General features: G+C 61.0%; 20 protein-coding genes. All 20 read left to right on the top strand.

Annotated features, from left to right (window positions below):
• Nucleotides 1-3: 3 nt before the first annotated feature.
• The 20 genes from rfbB to arcD all read left to right on the top strand — a co-directional run bounded on the left by rfbB (nt 4) and on the right by arcD (nt 26,882).
• The gene (gene rfbB, locus RN02_RS24600) at nt 4-1,062 is read left to right on the top strand and encodes a dTDP-glucose 4,6-dehydratase (RefSeq protein WP_043317551.1); all 1,059 of its coding nucleotides are present in this window, start codon (nt 4-6) and stop codon (nt 1,060-1,062) included.
• Nucleotides 1,059-1,967: a dTDP-4-dehydrorhamnose reductase gene (gene rfbD / locus RN02_RS24595; RefSeq protein WP_043317548.1), complete on the top strand. Its 909-nt coding sequence runs from the start codon at nt 1,059-1,061 to the stop codon at nt 1,965-1,967. The genes rfbB and rfbD overlap by 4 nt, the downstream gene beginning before the upstream one ends.
• A complete protein-coding gene (gene rfbA / locus RN02_RS24590) occupies nt 1,964-2,845 on the top strand; it encodes a glucose-1-phosphate thymidylyltransferase RfbA (RefSeq protein WP_043317546.1) in 882 nt (293 codons plus the stop codon). The genes rfbD and rfbA overlap by 4 nt, the downstream gene beginning before the upstream one ends.
• Nucleotides 2,845-3,402, top strand: coding sequence for a dTDP-4-dehydrorhamnose 3,5-epimerase (gene rfbC / locus RN02_RS24585; RefSeq protein WP_043317544.1), 558 nt, complete (start codon nt 2,845-2,847; stop codon nt 3,400-3,402). Before rfbA ends, rfbC begins: the two co-directional genes overlap by 1 nt.
• Nucleotides 3,399-4,229 carry an ABC transporter permease gene (locus tag RN02_RS24580; protein ID WP_009613874.1) on the top strand — a complete coding sequence of 277 codons (831 nt, stop codon included), beginning with the start codon at nt 3,399-3,401 and terminating at the stop codon, nt 4,227-4,229. Before rfbC ends, RN02_RS24580 begins: the two co-directional genes overlap by 4 nt.
• Nucleotides 4,219-5,586, top strand: a complete 1,368-nt coding sequence (locus tag RN02_RS24575) for an ABC transporter ATP-binding protein (protein WP_009613875.1) — start codon at nt 4,219-4,221, stop codon at nt 5,584-5,586. The genes RN02_RS24580 and RN02_RS24575 overlap by 11 nt, the downstream gene beginning before the upstream one ends.
• The gene (locus RN02_RS24570) at nt 5,573-7,900 is read left to right on the top strand and encodes a methyltransferase (protein WP_052267843.1); all 2,328 of its coding nucleotides are present in this window, start codon (nt 5,573-5,575) and stop codon (nt 7,898-7,900) included. Before RN02_RS24575 ends, RN02_RS24570 begins: the two co-directional genes overlap by 14 nt.
• Nucleotides 7,901-7,931: 31 nt before the next feature.
• On the top strand, nt 7,932-9,317 hold the full coding sequence (locus RN02_RS24565) for a glycosyltransferase WbsX family protein (protein WP_052267842.1): 1,386 nt from the start codon (nt 7,932-7,934) through the stop codon (nt 9,315-9,317).
• Nucleotides 9,283-11,016 (top strand): rhamnan synthesis F family protein, encoded by a 1,734-nt coding sequence (locus RN02_RS31775; RefSeq protein ID WP_152623813.1) that lies wholly within the window; start codon nt 9,283-9,285, stop codon nt 11,014-11,016. The genes RN02_RS24565 and RN02_RS31775 overlap by 35 nt, the downstream gene beginning before the upstream one ends.
• Nucleotides 11,017-11,164: 148 nt before the next feature.
• Nucleotides 11,165-12,679, top strand: a complete 1,515-nt coding sequence (locus RN02_RS33500; protein ID WP_152623812.1) for a hypothetical protein — start codon at nt 11,165-11,167, stop codon at nt 12,677-12,679.
• 199 nt (nt 12,680-12,878) lie between these two features.
• A complete protein-coding gene (locus tag RN02_RS24550) occupies nt 12,879-14,675 on the top strand; it encodes a sensor histidine kinase (RefSeq protein WP_043317540.1) in 1,797 nt (598 codons plus the stop codon).
• On the top strand, nt 14,672-16,054 hold the full coding sequence (locus RN02_RS24545; RefSeq protein WP_043317538.1) for a sigma-54-dependent transcriptional regulator: 1,383 nt from the start codon (nt 14,672-14,674) through the stop codon (nt 16,052-16,054). Before RN02_RS24550 ends, RN02_RS24545 begins: the two co-directional genes overlap by 4 nt.
• Before the next feature lie 135 nt (nt 16,055-16,189).
• Entirely contained in the window at nt 16,190-17,611 is a 1,422-nt protein-coding gene (locus tag RN02_RS24540; RefSeq protein WP_009613895.1) for a UbiA family prenyltransferase, read from the top strand.
• Nucleotides 17,611-18,933: an FAD-binding oxidoreductase gene (locus RN02_RS24535; RefSeq protein WP_043317536.1), complete on the top strand. Its 1,323-nt coding sequence runs from the start codon at nt 17,611-17,613 to the stop codon at nt 18,931-18,933. Before RN02_RS24540 ends, RN02_RS24535 begins: the two co-directional genes overlap by 1 nt.
• The gene (locus RN02_RS24530; protein ID WP_009613897.1) at nt 18,930-19,670 is read left to right on the top strand and encodes an SDR family oxidoreductase; all 741 of its coding nucleotides are present in this window, start codon (nt 18,930-18,932) and stop codon (nt 19,668-19,670) included. The genes RN02_RS24535 and RN02_RS24530 overlap by 4 nt, the downstream gene beginning before the upstream one ends.
• 46 nt (nt 19,671-19,716) lie before the next feature.
• Nucleotides 19,717-22,059 (top strand): hypothetical protein, encoded by a 2,343-nt coding sequence (locus tag RN02_RS24525; RefSeq protein WP_043317534.1) that lies wholly within the window; start codon nt 19,717-19,719, stop codon nt 22,057-22,059.
• 40 nt (nt 22,060-22,099) lie between these two features.
• Nucleotides 22,100-23,050: an NAD-dependent epimerase/dehydratase family protein gene (locus tag RN02_RS24520; RefSeq protein WP_009613899.1), complete on the top strand. Its 951-nt coding sequence runs from the start codon at nt 22,100-22,102 to the stop codon at nt 23,048-23,050.
• Nucleotides 23,050-24,345 (top strand): NAD(P)/FAD-dependent oxidoreductase, encoded by a 1,296-nt coding sequence (locus tag RN02_RS24515; RefSeq protein ID WP_043317532.1) that lies wholly within the window; start codon nt 23,050-23,052, stop codon nt 24,343-24,345. Before RN02_RS24520 ends, RN02_RS24515 begins: the two co-directional genes overlap by 1 nt.
• Entirely contained in the window at nt 24,342-24,773 is a 432-nt protein-coding gene (locus tag RN02_RS24510) for a GtrA family protein (protein WP_043317529.1), read from the top strand. The genes RN02_RS24515 and RN02_RS24510 overlap by 4 nt, the downstream gene beginning before the upstream one ends.
• Nucleotides 24,774-25,433: 660 nt before the next feature.
• A complete protein-coding gene (gene arcD, locus RN02_RS24505; protein ID WP_081884577.1) occupies nt 25,434-26,882 on the top strand; it encodes an arginine-ornithine antiporter in 1,449 nt (482 codons plus the stop codon).
• The last annotated feature ends 5 nt before the right edge of the window (nt 26,883-26,887 follow it).

Raw genomic sequence — 26,887 nt, 5'->3', positions numbered from 1 at the left:
ACAATGACCATCCTCGTGACCGGCAGCGCCGGCTTCATCGGCGCCAACTTCGTTCTCGACTGGCTGGCAGGCAATGACGAAAAGGTCATCAGCCTCGACAAGCTGACCTACGCCGGCAACCGCCAGAACCTGGCCAGCCTGGACGGCGACGAGCGGCACGTATTCGTGCACGGTGACATCGGCGATGGCGAACTGGTCTCCCGCCTGCTGGCCGAGCACCAACCCCGCGCCATACTGAACTTCGCCGCTGAATCCCACGTCGACCGCTCCATCCACGGCCCGGAAGACTTCATCCAGACCAATATCGTCGGCACCTTCCGCCTGCTGGAAGCGGTGCGCGCCTACTGGAACGGCCTTGGCGACGAGCCCAAAGCCGCCTTCCGCTTCCTCCACGTCTCCACCGACGAGGTCTACGGCTCGCTGGGCCCGAATGACCCGGCCTTCCGAGAAAGCAACAAGTACGAGCCGAACAGCCCCTACTCGGCCTCCAAGGCCGCATCCGACCACCTGGTCCGCGCCTACCACCACACCTACGGGCTGCCGGTGCTGACCACCAACTGCTCGAACAACTACGGCCCCTATCACTTCCCCGAGAAGCTGATCCCGCTGGTCATCCACAACGCCCTCGCCGGCAAGCCGCTGCCGATCTACGGCGACGGCCAGCAGGTCCGCGACTGGCTGTACGTAAAGGACCACTGCGCCGCCATCCGCCGCGTGCTGGAAGCCGGCCAACTGGGCGAGACCTATAACGTCGGCGGCTGGAACGAGAAAGCCAATATCGACGTGGTCCATACCCTGTGCGACATCCTCGACCAGGAGCAGCCGCGGACCGACGGACGGAGCTACCGCGAGCAGATCACCTTCGTCAAAGATCGCCCCGGTCATGATCGCCGCTACGCCATCGACGCCACCCGCCTCGAACGCGAGCTGGGCTGGAAACCGGCGGAAACCTTCGAGACCGGCATCCACAAGACCGTGCGCTGGTACCTGGACAACCAGGCCTGGGTGAACAACGTCACCAGCGGCGCATACCGTGAATGGGTAGGTAAGCAGTACGCATGAACAAGATTCTTCTACTCGGCGCCAACGGCCAGGTCGGCTGGGAACTCCAGCGTGCCCTCGCGCCCCTGGCGCAACTGGTGGTCTGTGACCGGCAACGGGCCGACCTGAGCGACCTCGCGGGGCTGGCCCGGCTGGTCGCCGAAGAACGTCCCGACGTGATCGTCAATGCCGGCGCCTACACCGCGGTGGACAAGGCCGAAAGCGACGTCGACGCCGCCCGCCGGATCAATGCCGAGGCAGTCGCGACCCTGGCCCAGGCTACGCGGGAAGTCGATGCCTGGCTGGTGCACTACTCCACCGACTACGTCTTCGACGGCAGCGGCGACGCGCCCTTCGAGGAAGACGCCGTCACCGGCCCCCTGGGCGTCTATGGCCAGACCAAGCTGGAAGGCGAGCTTGCCATCCGCGAGAGCGGCTGCCGCCACCTGATCTTCCGCACCAGCTGGGTCTATGCCGCGCGCGGGGCGAACTTCGCCAAGACCATGCTGCGCCTGGCCAAGGAGCGCGACGAACTGCGCGTCATCGCCGACCAGGTGGGCGCACCGACCAGCGCCGAACTGATCGCCGACGTCACCGCTCTGGCGCTGCTGCGCCTGGCCCATGATGCCGGCCTGCGCGAACGCGTCAGCGGTACCTATCATCTGGTCGCCAGCGGCGAGACCAGTTGGCACCGCTATGCCCAATTCGTCATCGGCGAAGCCATCCGCCTGGGCGCCGGCCTGCGCGCCACGCCAGAACGCATCGCCCCCATCGCCACCAGCGAATATCCGCTGCCGGCGAAACGCCCGGCCAACTCGCGCCTGGCCAACGACAAGCTGCAACGCACCTTCGGCCTGGTACTGCCCACCTGGGAGTACCATGTCCAACGCATGATCCGGGAACTGGTAGACCAGGGAGCAATATGAAACGCAAAGGCATCATCCTCGCCGGGGGTTCCGGCACCCGCCTGCATCCGGCGACCCTGGCCATCTCCAAGCAGCTGCTGCCGGTCTACGACAAGCCGATGATCTACTACCCGCTCAGCACCCTGATGCTGGCGGGCATCCGCGACATCCTGATCATCTCCACCCCGCAGGACACCCCGCGCTTCGAGCAACTGCTCGGCGACGGCAGCCAGTGGGGCCTGAACCTGCAGTACGCCGTGCAACCGTCCCCGGATGGCCTGGCCCAGGCGTTCCTGATCGGCGAGGAGTTCATCGGCAACGACCTCTGCGCCCTGGTGCTGGGCGACAATATCTACCACGGCCACGACTTCCAGGAACTGCTGGTCAGCGCCATGCAGCGCACCTCCGGCGCCAGCGTGTTCGCCTACCACGTGCATGATCCGGAACGTTACGGCGTGGTCGAGTTCAATGCCGACGGCAAGGCCATCAGCCTCGAGGAAAAGCCGGTCAAACCGAAGTCCAGCTACGCGGTGACCGGCCTGTACTTCTACGACAACCAGGTGATCGACATCGCCAAGAACATCAAGCCCTCCGCCCGTGGCGAACTGGAGATCACCGACGTCAACAAGGCCTACCTGGAAGCCGGCAAGCTTTCCGTGGAGATCATGGGCCGCGGCTACGCCTGGCTGGACACCGGCACCCACGACTCGCTGCTGGAAGCCAGCCACTTCATCGCCACCCTGGAAAACCGCCAGGGCCTGAAGGTCGCCTGCCCGGAAGAGATCGCCTTCCGCCAGAAGTGGATCAGCGCCGAGCAGCTCGAAACCCTGGCCGTCCCGCTGGCCAAGAATGGCTATGGCCAATACCTGAAACGCCTGCTGGTCGAGACCGTCTACTGATGAAAGCTACCCGTCTTGCAATCCCGGAAGTGGTCCTGATCGAACCCAAGGTCTTCGGCGACGACCGCGGGTTCTTCTTCGAAAGCTTCAACCACCAGCAATTCGAGGAAGCCATCGGCCGCCCGGTGAAGTTCGTCCAGGACAACCATTCGCGCTCCTCGAAGGGCGTGCTGCGCGGCCTGCACTACCAGCTCCAGAATCCCCAGGGGAAACTGGTGCGCGTGGTCAACGGCGAAGTCTTCGACGTCGCCGTCGACATGCGCCGCTCCTCGCCGACATTCGGCAAATGGGTAGGCGCCCTGCTGAGCGCAGAGAACAAGCACCAGCTGTGGGTACCGGAAGGTTTCGCCCATGGCTTCGTGGTGCTGTCGGACTCGGCGGACTTCCTCTACAAGACCACCGACTACTACGCCCCGCAGCATGAGCGCTGCCTGGCCTGGAACGATACCGAGGTGGGCGTGGACTGGATGCTCGAGCGTCTCGGCGGCGTCACGCCGCAGCTCTCGGCCAAGGATCAGGTTGGAAATCCGTTCGACAAGGCCGAATACTACCCATGAACCCCCACGCCGCCGCCCCCCTGTCGCCCCGCTCAATGCTCAGCAGCATCTGGGGCAACTGGCAACTGATCATTCAGATGACCCAGCGCGAGGTGATCGGACGCTACAAGGGCTCCGTCATGGGGCTGCTGTGGTCGTTCCTGAACCCCCTGTTCATGCTCACCGTCTACACCTTCGTGTTCTCGGTCGTGTTCAAGGCTCGCTGGGGGGGAGGCGAAAACGAGACCAGAGCGCAGTTCGCCGTGATCCTGTTCGCAGGGATCATAGTCCATAGCTTGTTCGCCGAAGTGCTCAATCGCGCTCCTGGCCTGATTCTGGGTAACGTGAACTACGTGAAGAAGGTGGTGTTCCCGCTGGAGATACTACCCGTCATCAGCCTTGGCGCAGCGCTCTTCCACTGCCTGATCAGCGTGCTGGTGCTGTTGGCAGCGCAGCTCCTGCTCTCCCACGAGATCACCTGGACGGTCGTGCTGCTGCCCGTGGTACTGATGCCCCTGGCGATCCTCACGCTGGGCCTGGCCTGGCTGCTGGCCTCCCTGGGCGTATATTTGCGCGACGTAGGGCAGACGATCGGCATTATCACCACGGTGATGCTGTTCCTTTCCCCGGTGTTCTTCCCGGTCACCGCCCTCCCCGAGCACCTGCGGCCGATGATGATGCTCAACCCCCTGACATTCATCATCGAACAGAGCCGGGAGGTATTGATCTGGGGACACCTTCCCAACTGGCACGGCCTGGCTCTCTACACCATGGCCGCAATCGCGAGTGCCTGGCTGGGTTACGCCTGGTTCCAGATGACGCGCAGGGGTTTTGCGGATGTCCTCTAACGATGTAGCCATCCGCGTCAGCGGAATCAGCAAGTGTTTCAGCATCTACGGCAAGCCACAGGATCGCCTGAAACAGGCGCTGGTTCCCCGTCTGCAGAGGTTGCTCGGCAAGCCGCCGAAAACCTACGGACGCGAGTTCTGGGCCCTGCGCGACGTCAGCTTCGAAGTAGCGCGTGGCGAAACGGTGGGCATAGTCGGGCGCAACGGCTCGGGCAAGTCGACACTGCTGCAGATCATCTGCGGCACCCTGATGCCGACCAGCGGCAACGTCGAGACCTTCGGCCGGGTAGCTGCGCTCCTGGAGCTCGGGTCGGGCTTCAACCCGGAGTTCAGTGGACGCGAGAACGTCTACCTGAACGCTTCGGTGCTGGGCCTGAACCGTGAGGAGGTAGACGAGCGTTTCGACAGCATCGCCGCCTTCGCCGACATTGGTGAGTTCATCGACCAGCCGGTCAAGACCTACTCCAGCGGCATGTCGGTTCGTCTGGCGTTCGCCGTCCAGGCTCAGATAGACCCGGACATCCTCATCGTCGACGAAGCCCTCTCGGTGGGCGACGCGCGCTTCCAGGTCAAATGCTTCGAACGCCTACGCCAACTCAAAGAGAATGGCACCAGCATCCTGTTGGTCAGCCACTCCAGCGAACAGATCGTCACCCACTGCAACCGTGCCATTCTGCTGGATTCCAGTCAGGTTCACATGGCTGGCGAGCCGCGCAAGGTGATGAACCGCTACATGGACCTGCTCTTCGGTCGCGACAAACGCTCAGAAGCGGTGCAGCCCGATGCTCCTGACGAGGCCGCCGCCGAGCTTCCGACCGAAGCCGCCTTGCCCAGCCAGGTCAGCCTGGATCAGGACCTATACTCGACACGGCAGCACTACAACCCCCACGAGTACCGCTGGGGCGACGGTGCCGCCACCATCCTCGATTTCGATCTCCGGGCCGACGGCAAGCCGTTCTCCCACAGCGTGGACCCCGGTGCACGTATCACCCTGGACATCGCCATTCGCTTCAACCACCTGGTGGTCAACCCGATCCTCGGCTTTAACGTGAAGACCACCGAGGGGGTAACCATTTTCGGCACCAACTCCTACCTCCAGGAATGTACACAGTTCCAGGCCCAGGGCGAGGAAGGCACGGTAGTGACCGCCAGGCTGCAGTTCCACAACCGTCTGACCTGCGGCGACTACTTCCTGTCCCTGGGCATCGCCTCTCGTCAAGGTGAGGACGTCATTCCCCACGACCGCCGCTATGACTCGATCCACCTCGTGGTCTCCCCGACCAACGCCATCTATGGCCTGGTGGATCTGGCGCTGAACATGGAAATCGCTCAGGTACCCGTTGATGCTGCAACTTGAAACTCTAGGCTACGTCTTCAACGAGTCCCTGCGGCTCTGGTCGCGCCCCGATTACCCGGGGATCGACTACAGCGACGGGGATGCCGCCGAGCAACGCCTGGCCAGGATCGTCGGCAGTGCCAATGACCTCTCGACCTTCTCCAGTGAACTGCGTAATCAGTGCCTGGACTGGCTGACCATCTATCACTTGAGTTCCCAGCGCGGCAACGTGCTGCGCCCGTTCGAGCGCCAGCTCAAAGGACGAGTCCTCGAGATAGGCGCGGGCTGCGGGGCCATCAGCCGCTTCCTCGGAGAGAATGGTGGGCAGATTCTCGCCCTGGAAGGCAGCCCCCGAAGAGCGGCTATCGCCGCGAGCCGCACCCGCGACCTGGAAAACATCACGGTGCTGGCCGAGCGCTTCGACGATTTCCACTGCGGGGAGCAGTTCGACGCAATCACTCTGATCGGCGTCCTGGAATATGCCAGCATGTTCAGCACCGGCGACACGCCGGCCCTGAACATGCTCAGCAAGGTGCGACAGTTGCTGAAGCCCGATGGCCACCTGTTCATCGCCATCGAGAACCAACTCGGCCTGAAGTACTTCGCAGGCGCACCGGAGGATCATCTGGGCGTCGCCATGTACGGCATAGAAGGTCGATATCGGCCCGGCCAGCCACAGACCTTCGGGCGCCACGCTCTGGCCGAACTGGTCGGCCGGGCCGGATTCTCCACCCTGGAGTTCCTCGCGCCATTCCCCGACTACAAGGTACCGCGCTCAATCATCACCGAACGCGGTAGCCGCGAGCCTGGTTTCGACGCAGCCGCGTTGGCCTGGCAGAACCTTAGGACCGATCCCCAGCTTCCCGCCTCGACCCATTTCAACCTGCAGCGCACCTGGCCCACGGTATTCGACAACGACCTGGGAATCGATCTGGCCAACTCGTTTATCGTGGTCGCCTCGCCAGGAGCCCGAGGCGCCGTCGACGAGGAGGTTCTCGCCTATCATTACACGACCGACCGGAACGCCCCCTTCTGCAAGGAAGCGACTTTCGTACGGGAGCAGAGCGGCAAGACCCGGGTTCGCTACCGCAAGCTGTCGGAGCAGGCGAACGTCATAGCCGAGGCCCCCTTCCGCTTCGAACTACCGGCCGAGGACGACTATCGCGTCGGCCGTCTGCTTAGCCAGGACTTCTTCGAACGCCTTGCCGCGCCGGACTGGACCATCGAACAGATCGCCAGCCTGATCCGGGACTACCTTCGCCACCTCGAAACGCTGCTCGAGCAGCTCGGCGAGGCCAGCCACCTGAACCACAGCAAGGCACAACTCCCGGGGCGCTTCATCGATGCGCTACCGCACAATATCGTGCTGACCGACGAAGGCGTCCCGCAACTGTTCGATATCGAATGGGTCGCCCAAGATGGCGTCGAGCTGGGGCACATTCTGTGCCGCGGCCTGTTGCTGCTGATCGGTCAGGCGAACAATCTCGCCCCGCCCGACGGGATACTGGAGATCAGCCGTCAGCAGTTGGTGGAGCGCCTCCTGGAGGCTGCCGGAGTCCCACTGGGTGAGGGAGACTTCCAGCGCTACCTGGCGCAGGAGAGTGCCTTCGTACGCTCGGTACTGGGACTGCCCGAAACCATTCAGGACATCTGGCGTTCCGACGAGCTGCTGACCACGCCCTCGAAGAGGCAGACCTGCGTCTACTACTGTGCCAGCGCGGAAAGCTTCGACGAAATCCGTAGCGCGCGCCACGCGCTACGCGACGGCCGCCAGCAGGTCCGCCTGCACCTGCACGCCGCCGACAACGACATCGGCCAGTTGCGCTTCGACCCCGTCGCGGAACCGGGCTGGTTCATCCTCCACGAAGTCAACATCCGGACCCCGGACGGCCAAGACCTCTGGCGCCTTTCGGAGCAAGACCAGGCGCCGTACAGCTGGGGGATCCACCAGGTCGCCGGCGCACAGCCGGACCAGTGGCTGTATTACGCAGTGAACGACGACCCGCAAATGACCCTGCCAGTCCCAGAGGGGCAGCGCAGCCTAGTCATAGATGTCGACATCGAGTTGCTGGGCGAGGAAAGGATCGTCGATCGTCTGCGCGCAGCGAACCACCGGATCGGCGCCGTGGAACACCAGCTCTCCCAGGCAGAGGCCCTGAAGGCCGGCGTCGAGCAGCAGAAAGCGCAACTGGAGCGGCAGGCTGCAGAACTGAACGAGCGCTACCAGCGCGTCCTGGGCGAGAACGAGGCCATCAAGGCGTCCCGGACCTTCAAGGCCCTGCAGAAGGTCGCCCGTGTGAAGAACCTGGTCCGGGCACGTCCCGTCAGCAAGTAGCGATTATCCGAAATTCCGTGAAGGCCGATAAATGACCGAAGCAAAGAACGACCCCTCCTTCGCCGCCCTATCCCGGCGCGATAGCGATACTGCGAACGATATGCTGCAGGACCAGGCGAAACTGCTCGCCTTCTACTTGCCACAGTATCATCGGGTGAAGGAAAACTCGGAATGGTGGGGTCCAGGGTTCACCGAATGGACCAACGTGGCTCGCGGCCGGCCGAATTTCGACGGCCACTACCAGCCGCACATCCCCCGCGATCTCGGCTTTTACGACCTGTATCACCCAGACGTCATGTACGAGCAGGCGGAAATGGCCAAGCTGTACGGTCTGCACGGCTTCTGCTTCTATCATTACTGGTTCAGCGGACGCCGAATCCTTGAGCGCCCCGTCGACAACTTCCTGAAGACCGACATCGATATCAACTTCTGCCTCTGCTGGGCCAATGAGAACTGGACCAGAACCTGGGACGGTGACACCAAGAGCGTCCTGCTCGCCCAGAACTATGCGGAAGATGACGACGCCAAATTCATCGAATCGCTGCTTCCCTATTTCAACGACAAGCGCTACATCCTCGTAGATGGCAAGCCCTTGCTCGTCGTCTATCGCGCCAAGGATATCCCGGCCCCCTCCGCGAGCTTTGCCAAATGGCGCCAGCTTGCCCAGGCACATGGTTTCCCGGGCCTGCATATTGCTGTAGTGGATTTCTATGACATCACCACAGCTACCGAGGTGGATGCCGACGCTCTGGTGGAATTCCCGCCCCACAAGTTCAACGGCCCCGGTAGTACGCCGGACAGGTTCCCAGAGATCAGAAATCCAGAGTTCGCTGGCTCCATTGTCGACTACAACAAGGTAATCGCCCAAAGCCTTAACCGCGAGGTACCGCCATTCAAGTTGTACCGCGGCATCATTCCCAGCTGGGACAATACTGCACGTCGACAGAACACACCGACAACCATTATCAACGCCAATCCGGAGTCCTATGGCGAATGGTTGCGTTATCTACGTGCCTATACCCGCCAGCATCTCCCCTCCAGCGAGGATAATTTCATCTTCATCAATGCCTGGAACGAGTGGGGAGAAGGCTGTCACCTGGAACCCGACCAGAAATGGGGCCTGCAATACCTCGAACAGACGCTGAAGTCATCCTACTACGGCGAAGCGGAGAACGACCTGAATACCCTCCGCAAGGTACAGATTGAAAGGGTCGCCCAGATTCAGGCACGTAACCAGGCGAGTACCTCGCCAAGTTCACAGATCACGCCATCGGCCATAACTCAGCAACTGAACGATTACCAGCCACGTCCACACAGTGCCACCGCGCACATTGCGGCACAGCGCCTCAACCAATGGCCACTGCTCTATAAGGTCGCCCGGCTTGGCTACCGCGCACTTCGTCGTATCAGGGGCTGAAATGGTCAGGAGCGTGGCCGTCGTTGCCCATTTCGACGTCAACAACGTACTGGAGGAAAACTTCCGACAGGTCATCAGTTGCCTCAGCCAAACGTTCGACGCCGTCATCCTGGTTTCAACCAGCGACTTGATGCCTGCTGAAACATCCTCACTGGGGAAGAATGTCACGATCATCCTCAGGCCGAACTTCGGTTATGACTTCTACAGCTATCGGGTTGGTGTTCAGCATGCATTGCAATATGCAGAGCTCGAGCACTTGGTATTGGTGAACTCGAGCTTCGTCATCAGTAGCAGCGCCATCTTCTCGCGAACACTGCAAGCGCTGCTGTCTCAGGCTTCGCAGTATGACGTCGTTGGCATCACCGAATCGCGTCAATTCCACTGGCACCTGCAGTCGTACTTGCTGCTGCTGTCGCGCCGCATGTTCCGCGCGCCAGGTTTCGCCGCGTTCCTTGAGGGAATTCGTCCACTCAACTCGAAGTTCGAAGTCATCCTGGCCTATGAGCTAGGGCTTTCCAGGCTGATCGATGAGATGCAGCTGAAAGCCTGCGCGCTCTTCCAACCGGATAGGCAGACACGGCTGACAGCCTATTGCAACTGGATGCGAGTTCTACTGCGCGACGCCAGCATCTCCGACTTGGTCAGGCTCAAACCGTTGCGCCACCTCCGTGAAGTCAACTGGACTCACTTCGGTGCGACACAGATCGCACAGGAGTTCGGCCTGATCAAAGCCGAAGTGTTGCGCAACAATCCTCATCGGATTCAGGCCAAGAGCATTCTCGACAGTTGCACCACGGAGTCCCGGAGCAGCATTCAATTGCTGCTGGAACACTCGAAAAAGCACTACAGTACCGACAGCTCCGGCCTCTCCACTCTCCAATCAGCCGCACCGGGAGTCCCGGTGATTCGTACACTTAGCTACGGTCGTCCAGGGGCCAGGGGCGTCAGGATCGCAGTGGTGCTGCACCTGTACTACGTCGACCTGATCGGAGAAATATGTTCCTATCTGAAGAACATCGTTGAGCCCTTCGATCTATACATCACTACTCCGTTCGAGGGTGACATCAAGGAAATCCTCGACCGTTTCAGCCTGCTAGCACATAGCGTGACCGTCTGTGTGACGGAGAATCGCGGCCGTGATATCGGCCCCTTCGTCGCTCTGTACCGCAGTGGACGGCTCGACGGCTATCTGGCGGTGCTGAAGCTGCACTCTAAGAAGAGTAAGTACAGCGACCTCGGCAGTACCTGGCGCAACAGGCTCTATAACAGCCTGGCAGGAGACTCATTGACAGTACGAAGGACTATTCACCTCTTCGAAGACTCATGCATCGGCATCATTGGACCCCATTATTACTACTTGAGTCACGACAGTTTCTGGGGCGCCAACCAGATAATGGTGGAGCGACTTCTACGAGCAGTCGGCGCTCTGGAAGAGGAATCCCGGGCACAGCTGGGCTTTTTCGCAGGCTCCATGTTCTGGTTCAGTCCAGCAGTTCTCAAGCCAATCAAATGCCTGAACGATGACGAACTGCTATTCGAACCGGAATCAGGAATGCAGGACGGAACGTTAGCGCACGCCATCGAGAGAATTTTTTGCGAGCTGGCCAGGAATCGGGGCTACATTACAAGCAGCCTAGAGCTGGCAGGACGAGAGATCAACGAGACTGAAACCTCGAAAAATCGGGTCCCGGTTCTCTGAACCAACCTAAGGGCCACCGTCCAACTATGATGAGGTGCTAAATAGAAGTAGCACCTCACTTCGGCACTCGCTGTAACTCTGCACGAGGTGAAATATAAATCGCCTTTATGAACTTCAAGAAACTACGGACCACATAACAATCTCAAAAATGACACAGGCCCAGAGAGCAGCGACATTCCGTTGGATACCCATCCTGATTATCCTTGTTCTTTTTGGTAGCCTGCTGGCGCCGCTCATACTATCCATGGGCGTTTGCTGTTATGACGACGCCTCATTTGCTGTGATAGCAAAAAACCTCGCCGAGGGCAACGGATATACATTCTCCTTGAACTACACCGGCCCCGAGTTCTCAATGAGACCGTTCGATCCGGCACTCGGCACCGGCCCTTCTTCGATTATTCCAACTGCAATAGTCATAAAGATATTTGGTGCAACACCATGGACTCCAGGCTTCTCTCAACTAGCCCTTGAGATAATTATCCTTGCCATTTCCTCCGCCTACCTGATCAGAACATGCCAGACACACAAGATAACCTTATGGCTAACCGCATTTCTTGGGCTTTCCATTCTCTTTTCGGGAAAACATAACGAACAGTGGACTGCAATGCTGGGTGAAGTACCTGCTGGCCTGTTCATTATCGCCGGCGTGCTCGCTTGGTCGAATACTGAACTCCGCCCACGGTCACTTGCAGCCTCCGGCCTGCTCTTTTCTCTGGCCGTACTGACCAAGGAAATGGTTGCTCTGTACATCGTGGCCTTGATTCCATTCTTCCTGGTCCGCCTATTCAGAAGCCCGGAGACTTCCAGCACCAAGGACAAGATCACCGCCATTCTGTTTTTTTCGGCAGCTTTCACCATCCCGATAATATTATTCGAAGCAAGCCGATTCTTTACTCTGGGGCCATTTGGGTTCGTCGATAATTGGCAGTCGCATCTCGCATTTATCCATAAGCAGAGCAGCAGCGCATCTGGCGCAACTGCCATTTTCCAACAAACGATACAACGCACTATGCTCTTTAAAGAACACTTTTTCATATCTCTCATGGCAGTAGCGATATTGTCCACGCTGGCACTGGCCGCCACAGTACTCGGAAGGAATGAAAGCCTGAAGAGAGCAACCATTACCTTATATAGCGGAATGACCATTCACTTCGTTTACTGGCTATTCCTTTCCAATGGCTCACCAAGATACATCTACACAGGCGTAGTGATTCTGTGCTGCACCATAGCAATGCCCCTCCTAGGGGATGTTAAATGGCGCTACATTCCCACCTTGGGCATTGCAGTCCTCATAGCTATGCCAGGATTGGCCGCTCAGCAAGCATCCGCCCATACGATCCTGACCACTTTGGAATCAGGACCTCGACTGCAAGGTAGAGCCGACGTAGAAACAAGCACCTTCATTGAGAGCAATCTCCCTGACCAGACCCTGTACACTAGCTGGTGGGCACATGTAGCCTCCATCGAGTATCTATCCCGGCATCCTGGAAACTTCCAGGGCGGCTTTGAAAAATACCTGAACATGGGGTCAACGCCAAAAAATATCATTTACAACGAGGCGTTAGCCCAGGCGCTCAATGAACAGAGTCTCCTTCAACTGCACGAGAAATGCGGCCCACCTATATTCAGCTCCGGCCCCTACCGCATAATCCGCTGCCCCTGAGATCCCTCTGGTTCGGTGGAGGTGCTCTTCTGCATTTTAAGTTAGTTCCACCGAGCTATGAAAACGGACCCTCACATATCTCGCCCCCGAACGTCTCTAAGACAATTATGATCACGCCACCAGAATCTTGTGTTTCATAGCGGACGTGAACCAAAGAAGGTATTACTATTCCAGGAACTAAATATTTCACGCCAAGCACATGACACCGATACGCCGTGCAAATGTTCTATTAGCCTTGGGCTGCCTGCTCACTCTGCTTCTCTGGCCCCTCCACCACCTCGCCGAACGCTACTACAGCGAACAACTCGCCGAGCAGAACCAGCAGACACTAGACCTCTACGTCGGCAACCTGCTCGGCACGCTGCGGCGCTATGAGGACCTGCCGCCGGTTCTGAGCGAGTTGCCTACGCTTCGCGCCACACTGCAGCACACTGACAACATCCAGACCCGTGACGCAGCCAACGCGAGACTGGCGGACATCCGTCAGCGCACCGGTGCCGACGTCATCTACCTGATGCGCCCCGACGGGCAGACCCAGGCCGCCTCCAACTGGGACCAGCCGGACAGCTTCGTCGGCCGCAACTTCGCCTTCCGCCCTTATTACAAGGACGCGATCCAGGGTAAACCGGCGCGCTTCTTCGGCCTCGGCACCACCTCCAACCGGCGCGGCTACTACTTCGCCAGCGAAGTCCGGGATCCCGACAGATTGCTGGGCGTGCTGGTGGTCAAGCTGGACCTGGAACACATGGAACAGCTCTGGGGCAATACCCCGGAGCAACTGCTGGTCACCGACAGCGATGGCGTGGTCATCCTTTCCTCCAACAGCGCCTGGCGTTTCCATGCCAGCCGTCCGCTGTCGCCGGCCAAGCGGCGTGAGATCGCCGAGAACATTCCCTATCCGGTGCTCGATCCCAAGCCGCTGCGAATCGATGAGAAACGCTGGATCAGCCTCAGCCGCGAACTTCCGGAAACCGGCTGGACGGTGAGCATCTACACGCCGAAGGCGCAGATCGACAGGCCAGTACGCAGCGTGCTGCTGATAGGCGGCGCAACCCTCATGACCCTGCTGCTGTTGCTGGCCCTGCTGAGCATCAGCCGCCGTCACTATCTCGAGCGCATCGCCTTGGAGGCCCAGGCCAAGCGCCAGCTGGAGATGCGCGTACTGGAGCGCACCCAGGAACTGGAAGATGCCAACGCCCGTCTGCAGCAGGAGGTACACTACCGCGAGCAGGCCCAACGCGAGTTGATGCACGCCCAGGACGAAGTGGTCCAGGCCGGCAAACTGACTGCCCTGGGCACTATGTCGGCGAGCATCAGCCACGAGCTCAACCAGCCGCTCGCCGCCATCCGCAGCTACGCCGACAACGCCCGGGTGCTGCTCGACCACCATCGCCTCGACGACGCACGCGGCAATCTCGATCAGATCAGCTCACTGACCGAGCGCATGGCCTCGATCATCGCCCATCTCAAGGCCTATGCCCGCGGTGCGCGGCGTGCGCCGGAGAACGTAGCCCTGCAACCGGCGATCAACGATGCCCTGGCCCTGGTGGCCAGCCGGCGCCAGGCGATGAACGTCGAGTTGCAGCGTGACCTGCCCGACGCGCCGATCTGGGTGCAGGCCGGGGAAACGCGCCTGCGGCAGATTCTCGCCAACCTGCTCTCCAACGCGCTCGACGCCCTCAGCGAGAAGGCCCCGCCGCGGCGCCTCTGGCTCACGGCCGAGCAGAAGCCGGACGGCATCGTCCTGTACCTGCGCGACAACGGCCCGGGGTTCTCGGAACAAGCCCTGGCCCACGCCCGCGAACCCTTCTTCACCACCAAGACCAGCGCCAAGGGCCTGGGCCTTGGCCTGGCCATCTGCGACACCCTGCTACGCGCCCTCGGCGGCCGCCTGGAACTGGGCAATCACCCCGAGGGCGGCGCTCTCGTACAATTGCACCTGTTGCCGGGAGTCCCCGGCGTGATGCCGACGCCCCAGGAGGAAACCCGCGCATGAGCAGTGCCGCATTCGCCGCCGATACCCAGGTCCTGCTGATCGACGATGACCCCCACCTGCGCCAGGCACTGGGCCAGACCCTCGACCTCGCCGGCTTCCGCGCCACCAGCCTGGGCGATGCCCGGGAACTGGACGCCAGCCTCGCGCGCGACTGGCCGGGCGTGGTGGTGAGCGATATCCGCATGCCTGGCGTCGACGGCCTGCAGTTGCTGGAACAGTTGCATGCCCAGGACCCGGAGCTGCCGGTAATCCTGATCACCGGGCACGGCGACGTCCCCCTGGCGGTCAAGGCCATGCGCGCCGGCGCCTATGACTTCCTCGAGAAGCCCTTCCCCAGCGACGCCCTGCTCGACAGCGTGCGCCGCGCCCTGGAGGTGCGTCGCCTGGTGCTGGAGAACCGCAGCCTGCGCATGGCCCTGGCCGAGCGCAAGGAACTGAAGGGGCGCCTGGTCGGCCAGTCGGCCGGCATGCAGCGCCTGCAGGAGCAGGTGGCGGCCTTGTCTGGCCTGCAGGCCGACGTGCTGATCCTCGGCGAGACCGGCTCCGGCAAGGAAGTGGTGGCCCGTGCGCTGCACGACCTGTCCAACCGGCGCAACGGCCCCTTCGTCGCCATCAACGCCGGCGCCCTGGCCGAGTCGGTGGTGGAAAGCGAGCTGTTCGGCCACGAGCAGGGCGCCTTCACCGGTGCGCAGAAGCGCCGCATCGGCAAGTTCGAGTTCGCCAACGGCGGCACCCTGTTCCTCGACGAGATCGAGAGCATGAGCCTGGACGTGCAGGTCAAGCTGCTGCGCCTGCTGCAGGAGCGGGTGGTCGAGCGGCTGGGTTCGAACCAGCTGATTCCGCTGGACATCCGCATCATCGCCGCGACCAAGGAAGACCTGCGCCTGGCCGCCGACGACGGACGTTTCCGCGCCGACCTCTATTACCGCCTGAACGTCGCCAGCCTGCGCATTCCGCCGCTGCGCGAGCGCGGCGAAGACGTCCTGCTGCTGTTCCAGCACTTCTCCGACCTCGCCGCACAACGCCATGGCATCCCTTCGCGCAGCCTCGCCAGCGCGCAACGCGCACAACTGCTGGGCCACAGCTGGCCGGGCAATGTGCGCGAACTGCAGAACGTCGCCGAGCGCTTTGCCCTGGGCCTGGACCTTGGCCTGGACGAACAGGCCGCACAGGTGCCGGCGGCGATTTCCGGCAACTCCCTGAACGAGCAGGTGGAAGCCTTCGAGCGCGCCCTGATCGCCGCCGAGATGGCCAACCAGCACGCCTCGCTACGCAGCCTGGCCGAGGCCCTGGGCATCCCGCGCAAGACCTTGCATGACAAGCTGCGCAAACATGGGCTGCTGTTCAACCAGACCGAAGGCTCCATCGGAGAGGATTGACAGTACCCTATGTCAGCTATCGACTTTTTCTCTTCAGGATCAACAGTTAGTATCCAAGGTTCACTTGTTTACAAGAATGTAAAAGCTCTATTGCTCAATTGGACTCCTCCCGTGGACTTTTCGAGGTAGTAGTACGTGTCAGCGCCCTTGGTCATCGATCTTGATGGCACCCTGATCCATAGCGATCTCCTCCTCGAGTCCGGCTTGAGCTATCTGAAGCGCCATCCGTTGAAGGCCTTCTCCCCCATCGGCTGGCTGGCTGGCGGAAAAGCCAATCTCAAGAGCCGCCTGGCTGGTGTCGCTCCATTGGACGTTTCCGTTCTCCCCTACAACGAAGCCGTGCTCGACCTGATTCGCCGGGAAAAACAGGGTGGTCGAAGGATTGTCCTCGCCACCGCAAGCCATCGCAGCTACGCAGAGCAGGTCGCAGAGCATCTCGGCCTGTTCGACCAAGTGCTGGCCAGCGACGAAAGCACCAATCTCTCGGCGCAACGCAAGCGTGACGTACTGGTAACCGAGTTCGGCATGCAAGGCTTCGACTATGCCGGCAACTCCAGTGACGACCTACCAGTCTGGCAAGCTGCCCGGCGCGCTTACGTAGTTAACTCCACCGGCAAGATCAGTCAGTTGGCTCGTAATCACGGCAACGTCGAAGAAGAGCTCAAGCATGATGTCCAGATCGCTCGCGTCTGGCTCAAGGCTCTTCGCGTCCACCAATGGGCCAAGAACGCACTGGTTTTCGTGCCCCTCCTGGCCAGCCACCGCCTGCTGGAGCCTCATCTCCTGCTCAATGGACTGTTGGCATTCCTGTTTTTCGGCCTTTGTGCTTCGAGCGTCTATATCCTGAACGACCTGCTGGACCTGGAAGATGACCGCCACCACATCAGCAAGTGCCACCGCCCCTTCGCCAGCGGCGCACTCTCGATCAAGAGTGGTCTGCTGATATTTCCGCTGCTGCTGTTGATCGGACTAGGCGGCGCCTTGCTATTGCTCCCATGGAAGTTCAGCCTCGCTCTACTGGCCTACTACATGCTCACCCTCGCCTACTCATTCTGGCTGAAACGCCGGATGGCGATGGACGTGATAGTTCTGGCCATGCTCTACACCTCACGCATCATCGCCGGCACTTTCGCCTTCGAGGTGAGACTGACCTTCTGGATGCTGGCCTTCTCGATGTTCATCTTCCTCAGCCTGGCCCTAGTCAAACGCTATGCAGAGTTGCGCGATGCCAGGGTAAAGGGCAAAAGTCAAAAAACACGCGGCCGCGGCTACTACCCAGACGATTTGGAGATGGTTTCGTCATTAGGCGCATCTTCTGGGTATCTGTCAGTGATGGTACTGGCGCTCTACATCCAGGATGGAACCACGGCCGCTCTGTATCGCTATCCACAGCTGATCTGGCTGGCGTGCCCATTACTCTTGTTCTGGATCACGCGAATATGGATGTTGACCCACCGAGGGCTAATGCACGACGACCCCGTCGTATTCGCGATCAAGGACCGGGCCAGCCTGCTGATCGGCGCCTGCTTCGCACTGATCTTCTGGGTGGCAGCCTGATGGCCCGTGAACTGGCCTCCTGGGGGCGCTACCCCTACATTCCCCAGCAGCGCCACCCCTGCTCCTGGCGTAACGATCTGTCATCGCTGCTCCAGCGCCTGGCAAGCCACCCCCAAGGCACCTTGCCCTACGGCAATGGTCGAAGCTACGGCGACAGTTGCCTGGCAGTCAGCGGCGAACTGCTGCAGACTCGCCAACTCGACCGTTTCCTGTCCGCCGATTGGGAGCAAGGCGTGATCCGCGCGGAGGCTGGGGTAACGCTGGCGGAAGTCCTCGAGGTGGCCATCCCGCATGGCTGGTTCCTGCCCGTCACGCCCGGCACAAAGTTCGTAACGCTGGGCGGCGCAGTGGCGAACGATGTGCACGGCAAGAATCACCACGTGCGCGGTACCTTTGGCTGCCATGTACGGTGCTTTGCACTGCAGCGCTCGGACCTAACCGAACCTCTGGCGTGCTCGGCCAGGGACAACTCCGAGTTGTTCCACGCCAGCATTGGCGGCCTCGGCCTAACCGGCGTGATCGCCTGGGTCGAGTTGCAGCTCATGCCGATCGCCTCCAGCCAGATCGACAGCATCACCGTACGTTTTGACTCGTTGGCAGAGTTCTTCAGCCTATCCGAGGAGTTCGATAGGACCCATGAATACACCGTTGCTTGGATCGATTGTCTGGCCAAGGGCAGCAGAGCCGGGCGCGGTATCTTCTCGGCCGGCAACCATGTTCGCGAGGGGCGCTTGAACGTCCATGAACGGACACGCCTGAGCGTACCGCTGACGCCACCGGTCACACTGATGAATCAGCTCAGCCTGAATCTGTTCAACAACACCTACTTCCATTTGCACAAGCCTGGACGGAATGCCGGCCAGGGTAGCTACGACCCATTCTTCTACCCATTGGACAGCATCCTGCACTGGAATCGCATCTACGGAAGCAAAGGCTTCCAGCAGTACCAGTGCGTCATTCCCAATGCAGCCGCCGAAGCCGCCATGGCGGAGATACTGGCCAGCATCGCCGAAAGCGGCAGCGGCTCCTTCCTCGCGGTGATGAAGCGTTGCGGCGACATGCCTTCGCCCGGGCTGATGTCCTTCCCTATGCCCGGCGTATCTCTGGCGCTGGACTTCCCCCAGCACGCGAAACTCGAATCCGCACTGTTCCACCGCCTCGACCAGATCGTCCGCAGCGCCGGAGGCCGCCTCTATCCGGCCAAGGACGCCCATATGACCGGCGACGACTTCCGCATGTTCTATCCAGCCTGGCAGCAGGTCGAGGCACTGCGGGACCCCGCCCTTCTCTCTCATTTCTGGAAACGCGTAACCCAAGCATGAAGAACATCCTTATCGTCGGCGCCAACTCCGCCATAGCCACTGCCTGCGCGCGCATTTGGGCAGCGGAGAAGTCGCGATTCTTCCTGGTGGCACGCAATGTCGAGAAGCTCGAGCAGGTAGCGGCCGACCTCGATGCCCGCGGTGCCAGCGAGGTGAAGACCTTCACCCTGGACATGAACGACTTCTCCGCTCACGAAGAGATGCTCGGCGCCGCCTTCACCAGCCTGGGCAGGGTAGATATCTGTCTGGTCGCCCACGGCACATTGCCGAGCCAGGCCGAGTGCGAGCGCGACCTTGATCTCGCCCTGCGCGAGTTCTCGAGCAATGGTCTGAGCGTGATCGCCCTGCTGACGCGTCTGGCCAACCGCATGGAGGAACAGCGGACCGGCACCATCGCGGTGATCTCCTCCGTGGCCGGCGATCGTGGCCGTCCCTCCAACTACCTCTACGGCACCGCCAAGGCCGCGATAAGTACTTTCTGCGAAGGCTTGCGCGCCCGCCTCTTCAAGGTCGGTGTACATGTGCTGACCATCAAGCCAGGCTTCGTCGACACGCCCATGACCCAGGGGCTGTCCCTACCCAAGCTGCTGCTCGCCACGCCACCTCAGGTTGCCAGGGATATTACCCGGGCCATCGACAAGCGTCGCAATTCGATCTACACGCCCTGGTTCTGGTCGCTGATCATGCTGCTCATCCGCAATATACCGACCGCGCTGTTCAAGAAAACCAATATCTGACAACTGCACGGATGCCAGTTGCAACGTCTGCCACCGGGAGCCTTTGATGTCGCCGCCCTCCGCAACCCCGCTCCGGGGAATGCTCGGACTGTCCGAGAGCGCCCCGGTCTCGACCTGGCTGAGCCGAGTCCTGGTCTTCCTGATGCTGACGGCACTTATCGCCCCCTTCTACCCTCGCATGCCGAGCATGGGGCTGGATCCCTCCTGGGAACTGGGCATGCAGGAGGCGGTAGCCAACGGCTGGCTCATCGGCCAGGACCTGGTCTTCACCTTCGGCCCCTACGCCTCACTCTTCACGCTGCAGTATCACCCACAGACTGACATGCTCAGCCTGCTCAGCGGGATAGGTTTCGGCTTCCTGTACAGTGCACTGTTCCTACTGGTCTGCCGCCGTTTGCCGGCGCTGCTCGTTCTGCTGAACGCAGCGCTGTTCTGCTGGCTGATCGTCATTAGCCGCGACTGCCTGTTGTTCACCTACCCGCTGTTGCTGGCGCTGGCTCTGCACTCTCTGATCGATGATCTGCACCGGCGTGCAGACCTGCGCGCGGTCTTCGCCGTATGCGTCGCCGGGCTTGGCCTGCTGCCTTTGATCAAGGGCTCGTTGTTGCCATTGTGCCTGTGTATCAGCGCCTTCTGCGCATGGTTCGCTTGGCATGAGAAAGCCCGCGTCAGCGCAGTGACCTGTCTGGTCGCTCCCCCACTGACGGCCTTGCTGCTGTGGCTCGCATCGGGGCAGCCGGCCTCAGGAATACTAGCCTTCGCCCACAACATACTGCCGATCATTTCCGGCTATACAAGCGCCATGGCGACCTATGGCGAAAACCAGACCATCCTCACCTACATCTCAGTCAGTACAATCGTCCTGGCCAGCCTGCTGGTCCGCCGACAGCCCTGGTATCGCACAGCGTTCGTGCTGGTGGCCTTTGCGCTGTTTCTTTTCCTATCGTTCAAAGCGGCATTCGTCCGTGTCGACCATGTCGTCATTGCCTTGGGCTCTCTGCTGATCGCCATCCTCCTGGCCTCTGGCCATATGCCCCGGCCACTATGGCTGCTGAGCGCCTTCGGTGGCCTGGCCCTGGCCTGGCAGGTACCGGGCTACAAGCTCCTGGACGTGGAGCACAACCTCGGTGAGCGCTATACCAGGGCAGCCAATGGGATAATCGAGCGCCTCACCGATCCGACCAAGCTCGCAGCGGCGTACAGCGCCAAGCTGCAATGGATCCATCAGCGCGACCCGATCGCCAAATTGCCTGGGACGAGCGACATATATCCCTGGGACCAGGCCTCGCTGATTGCCTCGGGCAACCAGTGGGCCCCACGACCGATCTTCCAGAGCTATTCGGCCTATACTCCTGCCCTGGCGCTGGCTAACGAGGCGCACCTCAGGAGTGACCAAGCCCCCACCAACATCCTGATGAAGGTGGAAAGCATCGACTCGCGCCCCGCAACCATGGAGGACGGCGTCAGTTGGCCCACTATCCTGCTCGACTACGATCCAGTGGCCGTGCAGGGCCAGCGCGTCATCTTCAGGCAGCGAAATCGCAAGCCGGTCGAGCTTGACAAGTATCGGCTGGATTCGCGTGCTGCGTACCTGGGCAAGGATGTCGCCTTACCCTCGGGGCCAGGCGCCATCTTCGCCCGAATCCGGGCCAAGCCGACCACCCGAGGCAAGCTCAGCAACGTACTGTTCAAGAGCGGTGCAATGAGCCTGCACCTCAACCTGCGAAACGGCATGCAGCGCAACTTCCGCTTCATCCCAGGCATGGCGGAAACCGGCTTCATCGTTTCTCCAGTCATCGACAATACCTTCGAGCTGGCGCTGCTGGCCAACAACCAGCTAAGTATGCTCGAACACAAAGCCGTAGCCAGCCTGTCGATCACCGCCGACGAACCGGCGCGAGATTGGCAGGACAGCCTGGAAATCGAACTCATCCGCCTGCCCATCCCGGACCGGCAGCTTTCCATCGATGGCTTCTTCGACACCGAAATCGCCGCTACCCAGGATATGTTGGCGCTGGTGGCAAGCACCTCCTGCGAAGGCCACCTGGACAATGTCAATGGCGCACCCACCAACCAGCCGGCAACGTTGAGCGGTGTCATCGAGGTCGACGGCTGGACAGCGCTCTCCACAGCGCAAGGCCAGTTGCCCGAGAAAGTCTTCATCACTCTCACGGACACGCAGGGCAGTACCCGGGTCTATCCGGTCCGGCGTGCCGCGCGCCCCGACGTGCAGTCCTATTTCAACAATCCACGGCTCCTCAACGCGGGCTTTGTTGCCCGCCTGGACGCCCGGCTGCTGGAAGGGCAATACCAACTCGGCATACTGCGTTTGAATAAAGGACGGTTCGAACGATGCCAACACATGGAACAGTCGATCACCGTGCGATGAGCGACGAACGACTCCAGACCAAGGAAAGAGACAAGAGCAGATGAATCCTTCGAGCTTCGACAAAAAGATCCTCCTCCCCGGCGGAGCCGGCCTGGTCGGCCAGAACCTGGTCGCCCAGCTCAAGGAGCGCGGCTACACCAACCTGGTGATTCTCGACAAGCACCGGGCCAACCTGGACATCCTGCGTAGCCTGCACCCCGAACTGACCATCGAGTACGCCGACCTCGCCGAGAGCGGCGACTGGGAAAAACACTTCGAGGGGGCGGATACCGTGGTCATGCTGCAGGCCCAGATCGGCGACCCGAACCCCGAGCCCTTCGTGCGCAACAACATCACCTCGACCGAACGCATCCTCGGGCTGATCAAGCGCTACGAAATTCCCTACACGGTGCACATCAGCTCCTCCGTGGTGGAGTCGGTCGCCGACGACCACTACACCAACACCAAGAAGGAACAGGAGCGCATCGTTCTCGAGAGCGGGATCAACTGCGTAGTACTACGCCCGACCCTGATGTTCGGCTGGTTCGACCGCAAGCACCTGGGCTGGCTGTCGCGCTTCATGCAGAAGGTGCCGGTGTTCCCGATCCCCGGCGACGGCCGCTACATGCGCCAGCCGCTTTACGCCGGCGACTTCAGCAGCATCATCGTCAGTTGCATCGAGTCGCGCATCGCCGGCCAGGTGTACAACATCACCGGTCTGGAAGAGATCGACTACATCGACATCATCCGTACCATTCGCAACACCACCGGCGCCAAGTGCCTGCTGCTGAAGATTCCCTACGGGCTGTTCTACGTGCTGCTGAAGATCTGGGCCCTGTTCGACAAGAACCCGCCCTTCACCGCCGATCAGCTCAAGGCCCTGGTGGCCCGCGACGAGTTTGAAGTCATCGATTGGCCGGGTATCTTCCAGGTCCGCCCCACGCCTTTCGCCAAGGCCGTGGAGGAAACCTTCAAGCACCCCACCTACAGCAAGGTCGTACTGGAATTCTGATGAAGGACAATCAACGCATCGCCGTGCTCGGCGCAGGTCCAATGGGCCTGGCCGTCGCCTACCAACTGGTCAGGGATGGCCACCGCCCGGTGATCTTCGAAGCCGACGATCGGGTCGGCGGCATGACCGCCCACTTCGACTTCGGTGGCCTGTCGATCGAGCGCTACTACCATTTCCACTGCATCTCCGACCACGCCTTCCTCAAGGTGCTGGACGAGCTCGGCCTGGCCGACAGGATGCGCTGGGTGGAAACCAGGATGGGCTATTGGTATCGAGGCAAGGTGCAGCCCTGGGGCAACCCGTTCGCCCTGCTGAAATTCTCGGGCCTGAGCTTCATCGCCAAGTTCCGCTACGGCCTGCATGCCTTCCTGTCGACCAAACGCAACGACTGGCGTCCGCTGGATCATGTCGAGGCGACCGGCTGGATCAAGCGCTGGGTGGGTGCCGAAGCCTATGAGGTACTCTGGCGCCGGCTGTTCGACTACAAGTTCTACGACTATTCGGACAACCTTTCGGCGGCCTGGATCTGGAGCCGCATCCGCCGTATCGGCCGCTCCCGCTACAACTTGTTCAAGGAGAAGCTGGGTTATCTCGAAGGGGGCTCGGAAACCTTGCTGCATGGCCTGCGCGACTACATCCAGCGGCATGGCGGCGAGTTCCGCCTGGGCACGCCGGCAAGCAAGGTCGTGATCGAGAACGGCAAGGTCAACGGAGTAGAGGCCGGTGGCGAGCTGCATACCTTCGACAAGGTCGTCAGCACCATTCCGCTGCCTTACGTGCCACGACTGATGCCGGATCTGCCGACAGCGACCCTCGACGCCTTCCGCTCGGTGAAGAACATCGCCGTGGTCTGCGTGATCGCCAAGCTGCGCAAGGCGGTAACCGAGAACTTCTGGCTCAACACCAACGACCCGGAAATGGACATCCCCGGCCTGGTGGAATACAGCAACCTGCGGCCGCTGGACGAGCATATCGTCTACGTCCCCTTCTACATGCCCGGCGAACATCCCAAGTTCCAGGAGCCGGACCAGGCTTTCCTCGACAAGGTGAAACGCTACCTGCAGAAGATCAACCCGCAGCTCACCGACGCCGACTTCCTGGAGATGCGCGCCAGCCGCTACCGCTATGCCCAGCCGATCTGCGACCCGGGCTACCTGGAGCATCTGCCGCCGATGGAGCTGCCGGTACGCGGTTTGTGGGCGGCGGATACCTCCTACTACTACCCGGAAGATCGCGGCATCTCGGAGAGCATCGACTTCGGCCGCAAGATGGCCAGGCAGGCGGCGGAGAAATGATCAGGCACTTCTTCTCCATACAGTTCCTCACGTTCATTGGCGTAGGGGTCACCGCGGCGCTGGCAAACTGGTGCAGCCGCTATGCCCTGAGCAAGGAACTGAACTACTCGCTGGCGGTGCTCCTGGCCTACCTGGTCGGGATCAGCGTTGCCTTCCTGCTCAACCGACGCTTCGTCTTTCCCGGTTCGCCACGTCCCATAGCAGCCCAGGCCAGGGAGTTCCTGCTGGTCAACATCGCCTTCATGCCGGTGGTCTGGGTGGCAGCCCTGGGCTTTCGCTACCTGTTCCGCCAGGCGGGCCTGGAGAACATCGCCGACGGCCTGGCCCATGCCATCTCCCTGGCCGTTCCGGCCTTCGCCACTTTCCTGATCTACAAGTTCTTCACTTTCGGCGGGGCAAAGCAGGAAGGCGACATCAGCAAGCAGTAACGGGGAAGAGCGATCCCGGAAGCGCCTGGCGGAAATCCCGCCGAAGAAGCCGACGCATAAGCGGATTCTTGCCGATTCCGGCGGCGCCTGCGTGACTGAAAGCCAGAGGGCATGGGGCATTGCGTCGCACCCATGGCTTGGCACGGAGCTTGCGATACAGCACCCAGGTACCTTGCGTACCTCCCTCGCCGTGACGTTCGATCACGGCGCCCACTGGGCCACAAGCCCGGCGGTGTCTCTCCGGCCGAACGGCCATGGCGTACATCCGCATGGATGGCGCCGCCCGTGCAGCGACCCTGGACGGGCAACCCTCCCTATATAGAAGCAAGCCCGACCACCCTGTCGGGCTTTTTTCTGCCTGTCATCCAGGTCGCGAAATAACTTCTGACAGATTTTTCCGAAACGCCCCGGAACGGCCTGATCCATTCACGCCGTCAATGGCAATCCGAAAGTCACCGAAACGCCATCCGGATTTCACATGAATCCCCTCTAAATCAGGCGATATCGGCAAACCTCTCCTATCGTTCCTATTCATGCGGCCCGGCACCGCTGCGCAGTTGGAAACATTTGTTAGCAGGCTATTGATTTAGGTCAGGGGGGTTCCCTGACAGTCGGCGCCTAATGACTACACTCTCCAACTCCTATAGGGAGATTCCGAAAATGTCGCAAGAAAGCAGCCAAAAACTACGACTTGGGGCACTCACCGCTCTCGTCGTCGGTTCCATGGTCGGCGGGGGGATCTTCTCTCTCCCGCAAAACATGGCCGCCAGTGCAGACGTCGGCGCCATTCTCATCGGTTGGGCCATCACCGCGGTCGGCATGCTGACCCTGGCCTTCGTCTTCCAGACCCTCGCCAACCGCAAACCCAACCTCGACGGCGGTGTGTATGCCTACGCCAAGGCCGGTTTCGGTGACTACATGGGCTTCTCTTCGGCCTGGGGTTACTGGATCAGCGCCTGGCTGGGCAACGTCGGCTACTTCATGCTGCTGTTCAGCACCCTGGGTTACTTCTTCCCGGTCTTCGGCAAGGGCGACACCCTCCCCGCGATCATCGCGGCGTCGGTGCTGCTGTGGGCCCTGCACTTCCTGGTGCTGCGCGGGATCAAGGAAGCGGCGTTCATCAACACCATCACCACCATCGCCAAGATAGTGCCGCTGTTCCTGTTCATCCTGATCTGCCTGTTCGCCTTCAAGCTGGACATCTTCACCTCCGACATCTGGGGCAAGAGCAATCCCGAGCTGGGCAGCGTGATGAACCAGGTGCGCAACATGATGCTGGTCACCGTGTGGGTGTTCATCGGCATCGAGGGCGCGAGCATCTTCTCCTCCCGCGCGGAAAAACGCGCCGACGTCGGCAAGGCCACGGTCATCGGCTTCATCACCGTGCTGTTGCTGCTGGTGCTGGTGAACGTGCTGTCCATGGGCGTGATGACCCAGCCGGAACTGGCCAAGCTGCAGAACCCGTCGATGGCGCTGGTGCTGGAGCACGTGGTCGGTCACTGGGGCGCGATACTCATCAGCGTCGGCCTGCTGATCTCCCTGCTCGGTGCCCTGCTGTCCTGGGTGCTGCTGTGCGCCGAGATCATGTTCGCCGCGGCCAAGGACCACACCATGCCGGAGTTCCTGCGCAAGGAGAACGCCAACCAGGTGCCGGCCAACGCCCTGTGGCTGACCAACATCTGCGTGCAGGTCTTCCTGGTCATCGTCTTCTTCACCTCGGGCGACCCGAGCGGCATGGACCCGTACACCAAGATGCTGCTGCTGGCCACCTCGATGATCCTCATCCCGTACTTCTGGTCCGCGGCCTACGGCCTGCTGCTGGCGGTGCGCGGCGAGACCTACGAGAACGATGCGGGCGAGCGCAACAAGGACCTGATCATCGCGGGCATCTCGGTGATCTACGCCGTCTGGCTGATCTACGCCGGCGGCCTGAAATACCTGCTGCTGTCGGCGCTGCTGTACGCACCAGGCGTCATCCTCTTCGCGAAAGCGAAACGTGAAGTCGGCCAACCGATCTTCACCAACGTCGAGAAGCTCATCTTCGCAGGTGTCGTGATCGGCGCGCTGATCGCGGCGTATGGCCTCTACGACGGCTTCCTCACTCTGTGACATCA

Origin of the sequence: Pseudomonas sp. PI1, from assembly GCF_000812405.1 — a bacterium.
Lineage (GTDB): Bacteria > Pseudomonadota > Gammaproteobacteria > Pseudomonadales > Pseudomonadaceae > Pseudomonas > Pseudomonas citronellolis.
Note: the sequence above shows the minus strand (reverse complement) of the source record. Positions and strands in the feature narration are given on the sequence as shown.